The organism is Flavihumibacter solisilvae (assembly GCF_000814475.1).
GTDB classification, from domain to species: Bacteria; Bacteroidota; Bacteroidia; order Chitinophagales; family Chitinophagaceae; genus Flavihumibacter; species Flavihumibacter solisilvae.
The window spans coordinates 1-5,016 of record NZ_JSVC01000039.1 but is presented as its reverse complement, the minus strand read 5'-3'; the positions used below and the strand labels follow the sequence as shown (position 1 = coordinate 5,016).

Here is a 5,016-nt window from a genome sequence, read left to right as displayed (position 1 = left end):
CTGATAAACTCAGGGCCATTGTCCACCCTGATGCATTTTGGCTTACCTCGCTCTGCAACGACCTCAACGACTGAAGGGAGTGTCCACTTCAATTGCCAATGATTCACGATTATAATCATCGATGATATTGAGTAACCGGAACATTCTGCCATCAGTAAGCGCATCGCTTATAAAGTCGATGCTCCAGACTTCATTCGGCGCTCCTGGTATGAACAGGGCCTCTTTGATCCTGGCCGGCAGTCTGTGTTTAATCCTGCGCCTTATGTTGAGTTTCATGTCGGTATACACCCGGCAAACCTTTTTGTGATTCCAATTAAATCCTTTGTTCCTTATGCGATAAAAAGACTGCCAAAATCCAATATCAACATGCTTTTCTACCAGGCTGGTCAGAATCTGCTGCACAGGAGCATCATCTTTGGGCTTGGCCTTATAATCGTAAGACGATCGAGGTATGCTTACGATCTTACACGCCTTTCGGGCACTCAGTTGTTCCTCCTGCACGTGAAAATCAACTGCCTCACGTTTTTCCTCAGGTGTTACAACTTTTTTTCGATGAGATTTTTCATGGCCCGGTTCTCAATGCATAACTCGGCAAACATCTTTTTGAGTTCCGCATGTTCAGATTCCAGGTCCTTCAAGCGTTTGACATCGCTGGCTTCCATGCCACCGTACTTCGCCTTCCAATTATAAAAGGTGGCTTCACTAATGCCCAGATCACGAGTAATGTCCTTGACGAGCATGCCGGCTTCCTGTTTTTCAGGGCGGCAATAATTTGACTTTCGGTGTGATTCTTACGTTTCATTTCGAGATTTAAAGTTAACAATTCAAGTAATTGATAACTCTAATTCTGCTGGCCGGAGAATGGGGAAGCCTACACAGGGATATTCGCCGGATCATGTATACCACCAATATCATTGAGGGATTCCATCGACAGATCAAAGGCAGCGTTCCAATCTGAAGAAGCACTCATGAAGCTACTGTTCCAGGCCCAGGATCATATCACCAACAAATGGAACAAGACTGTATTCAACTGGAATAAAACACTGGCACAGCTGATGATTATTTTCGGAGACTGTTTAAAACTAAACCTATGAGGACTCGTCGTCAACCGATGTTGCAGCGGCAGTAAAACTGTGCTGCACGACCTCAAATACAAACATCGCTTGCCAACGAGTTTTGACTACTGACACAGTTTATGAAACATATCCATCAGTTTTTAGCTATATTGGGTGCGATTTTGTGCGATCATACAGGGATTCGTTTAGATTTTCAATTAAAGTCTCAATTTCCAAACATTAATACACTGGAGTTGATTGTAAAGCCGATTTCCGAATTGAGAAAGAGTAACAATGCTTTCTAATTAACTCCTCAATTTGCTTTTGTGACGAATCATCAGCTGTCGGAGGCAGGATAATTTCTTCCACAAGTGTATGAACATCAACAGGTACAAGAGTTCCCTTGTGGTTAGGTTGATTTTCCCAAAACCTCTCATCATTTAATGCTTCAGAAATATGCAAGTACAACCTGAATTCATTCTCATAACTGTACTCTTTCCTTTTATGCAGAAGAGGTGTTAACATGTTATAACTATTGACGGGATATTCAACCGGGTGATACCATATATCTTCTTCATAATTAAGATATCTAACTTTACTGCTTCCGATTTTGAGATTAGTGTTTTCGAAACTATCGCAAAGCTTCCCTACTGTGGTAGAAACGGCCAATCCTTCATTATCTTTTAAATAGAGGCGCCACATTGCATCAGATTCGAAATTGCTTATTTGCCAACAATTCACAACTGTAGCACGCCTAAATCGTTGATGAAGGGATTGAATACCCCTATTATTTTCTTCCTGTATTATCCGCATTGCCTTAGTGATATCGCCTCCTAGTCGTTTGTTTAAGTCGTTTCGGCCTGCGGCTTCTTTTTTAGGAATTGACCCTTCAAATGGGTCAGAAAATTTATCTGATCTACAAAAGAAAAGTGCGCCATTCTCTAGTAGGGAAATATATTTTTCAATAGACATATATCTCCAAACTTTAGTCTCTGGCAGCACTTTCAATTCACATTCATGAGTAGTAACCGGCATAAATAAAAGAAGTTTTCACAAGTATAAGCAACTTTTAAGCTTATTTTTGCTTTTTTAAGCATATTTTAGCTAAAACAACCTTATGACAGTAAAGGAATTAGGTAAAGCCTTAAAAGACATGTATAAAAACGCTCCCAAAAAAGAGCAAGTAACTATGATTCACTTATTTGGTGTTAAATATCATAGTGAAATCTCCCAAGCCGGAGTGAGAGAGGTGATAGAGGAATCAGGCATTCATTCCACCTATAGAACAGAATTAAACAAGGCCATAAAGCTTGCAAAGTATGTAAGGCCAATAGAATTTCTAAAATGAACAGCACTAAAATATCCATCTCCCAAATAGTTATACTAAACTGGTCTAAGGTACATGGGAGGACCTCAATAATCTGACTGATTTGGGATTGATCTAAGTGTGTTGTTACTTTAAAGTTAATCCCAACTGTTAGATTAAGTCACAACTATCTCCATATTATTGAAATATAAGCACTCTTTTCTTAAGGGGCATTCACAATGACTAGGAACTCTAGCTTTACAAATAAGAGCAGCGAAGTCTAATACCGCCCAATTAATTTCTTTGGCATGCGGGTGATTTACTATTCTTTTTGCCAAATCCTGTAAATATGGATCATATCGCAAGTCAGCCTTTTTACGTGGCCCAAAATATCTCTCTAATACCCGAGCCATGTTTACATCTAAAAGTGGTTTGGTTTTATGAAAAATAAAAAGCTCTACCGCATTTGCAATATATTGTCCTAAAAAGGGTATTGATTCAAGTTCAATTCGATCGTGTGGCAACACATAATTACGTTTTTGCATCTCCAAAGCGAGTTCCTTCAACCGTTTAGATCTTTGCACTTGTAATCCAATTGGCTTAATTGCAAGTTGTATTTCTAACAATTCTGCGTGAGCAAGAGTTCTCCAATCTGGAAACTTCCCAATAAAGTCATGTAAAAACTTATCTACTGTTTCTGCTTTCGTCCTTTGAAGTAAGATCTCAACTATAATATACTCATACTCAGTCAGCGTACCCTCTCTCCAATAAAATTTTCTACCAAATTGACCATACCAAAGGAGTATATTGCTTTGAAAATATTTTATTTTATCGGCATCTTTCATTACATTGAGAATGTCAAATTAATTTGTAAAATGGTCTTCCTCTAATAATCGTTCCATTCACACCAACTGTTTTATATAGACAAAAATGCTTTTCCAAAGTCTGAATTGTAGCACTTAGATCGTCATTCGCTCCTGGTATTCCAATTGATTTGATCTCTTTTGCGCTTATATTGGGTACCTTATGTATAAACCAAGTAGAAAGCGGCTCTTTGTAATCAATCTTGCCACTTGTAAAGTCACTTAAATATTGTGTTGAAAGAATTACCCCCACACCGAATTCCCTTCCTTTTCGAAGCAAATCTTCAAGAACTGGGAAGTTGTAGTCCATTATAAGTTTTGCTTCATCAATTAAAATAAAGCTATCGATTTTTCGCAAGGAAGGGCTTTCACCGATGTATGGAAATTTTTCGATGCCCAGCATATATTCCTGGTATAACTTAAGGAACACAACCATCATAAATTTCAATGATTGGCTAGAACTGGCAATCTTTCCGAGGGCTACTATGATGGTTTTCGTAAACATTTCATCAAATGAAACTGTGTTTTCACTGTCATCCTCAAAAAACTCCTCTTCAATAAGACTATTCATAATTGCCAAAGCCGAATCAACTGTATTTACTAAGGAATGATATTCATCACGAACTTCAATTAAAGTTGGTGATATGAAATCTTTATATTGACCAGCTTTAACATAACCTTTCTTCTTAAAGGCTTGCAATACAGCGTCTCTTAAATAATTTCTTTGTATTGGACCGATCCCTCCATAAATTTTACCTAAAAGATCAATAAAAAAGTTTGCTTTTGAAAGTGCAGGGTTAATTTCCCTAGAACTCTTAATATCAAACATGTTTAATTTAATTTTATAAGGCACCACCACCTCAGCACCAATTTTCTGAATCAAGACATTATCAAGCTCACTTCCAGTCCCATCATAATCACGCTTTGTGTCAAGGACAAGAAATTTCGGAGCTGTTCCCCGATTCTGGCCTGAACTCATAGACATGTTATATATTAAAGACTTCAAAAGTTGAGTCTTCCCAGTACCCAAATCACCTATAACACCTATATTGAGCTGATTAACTTCTGTGGATCCTGGATTGAAAAAATACTTCCTTTCACCGTAACGGTCCACGACACTACCAACTTCGAATTTTAAGCCAAATGGATGTTCTCTTAAATAAATAGTGGTGTCTGAATCAGTCCCAGCACTTATAGAATCATGAAAATTATCAATTACATTCTCTGGCGATATTTCTTGTATCTCTCTATGATCACTACTACCGTCGCTCTTTGGAGGCAAAACGTCATTTTGAAGTGACTCTATACTTGAACCTGCTTTCTCACACTTTGCGTGAAGATTCCAAGAAAATTCCTTTAGCAACGGATTTGCATCTATTAATTCTGACACACCATCATCATCAAAAAGTATAGCCTGAGCTCGTGCGTAATTAACAAACATAGTAGACTCCATTTGCATATCAAATCGATCATTCTTTTCAAGTTCATCAGCACACACATAAATCAGTCTGCCTGATTCGTCAAATTCAATTGATTGATACGAATTGCTAAATATTTCATCTATCAATTCAAAACCTAAATTATAGACCCTGTCTTTATTCTTGCAACGTGAGGCGGCTAAATTTAGTCCGTACTCCACCATCCGACCTACGATGCTACAAAATGCAGTTTTCCAAAGCAACCAATCATTTCCGAGGTTATGCACCTTTAAAAGAAACTTCGAAAAATTCTTCGCTTGCAATAAATGATCTTCCCATTGTGTTTCCTTAACACTTCTAAACTTCACTTCAAT

Annotated in this window: 6 protein-coding genes and 1 pseudogene; 2 read left to right on the top strand and 5 right to left on the bottom strand. The window is 37.9% G+C overall.

Annotation, left to right across the window (positions count from 1 at the left end; genetic code table 11):
- Positions 1 to 63: 63 nt before the first annotated feature.
- On the bottom strand, positions 64 to 501 hold the full coding sequence (locus OI18_RS22320; RefSeq protein WP_052273493.1) for a hypothetical protein: 438 nt from the start codon (positions 499 to 501) through the stop codon (positions 64 to 66).
- Between the two features lie 35 nt (positions 502 to 536).
- Positions 537 to 740, bottom strand: a complete 204-nt coding sequence (locus tag OI18_RS22315; RefSeq protein ID WP_082038093.1) for a transposase — start codon at positions 738 to 740, stop codon at positions 537 to 539.
- A gap of 134 nt (positions 741 to 874) precedes the next feature.
- On the opposite strand from OI18_RS22315, the pseudogene OI18_RS25255 reads away from it, so the two are divergent.
- Positions 875 to 1,094: pseudogene (locus OI18_RS25255) on the top strand (IS256 family transposase); the annotation flags it as partial.
- A gap of 201 nt (positions 1,095 to 1,295) precedes the next feature.
- On the opposite strand, the gene OI18_RS22305 reads toward OI18_RS25255, so the two are convergent.
- Positions 1,296 to 2,090 carry a DUF2971 domain-containing protein gene (locus OI18_RS22305; protein WP_039144241.1) on the bottom strand — a complete coding sequence of 265 codons (795 nt, stop codon included), beginning with the start codon at positions 2,088 to 2,090 and terminating at the stop codon, positions 1,296 to 1,298.
- An 82-nt stretch (positions 2,091 to 2,172) separates the two neighbouring features.
- Between OI18_RS22305 and OI18_RS22300 the strand changes: the two genes are divergently transcribed.
- Entirely contained in the window at positions 2,173 to 2,403 is a 231-nt protein-coding gene (locus OI18_RS22300; RefSeq protein WP_039144240.1) for an HTH-like domain-containing protein, read from the top strand.
- Positions 2,404 to 2,537: 134 nt separating this feature from the next.
- Here OI18_RS22300 and OI18_RS22295 read toward each other — a convergent pair whose 3' ends face one another.
- Positions 2,538 to 3,206, bottom strand: coding sequence for an HhH-GPD family protein (locus OI18_RS22295; protein ID WP_052273492.1), 669 nt, complete (start codon positions 3,204 to 3,206; stop codon positions 2,538 to 2,540).
- Between the two features lie 13 nt (positions 3,207 to 3,219).
- The coding region (locus OI18_RS24765) for an ATP-binding protein (protein WP_039144239.1) at positions 3,220 to 5,016 on the bottom strand (1,797 nt) is incomplete at its 5' end.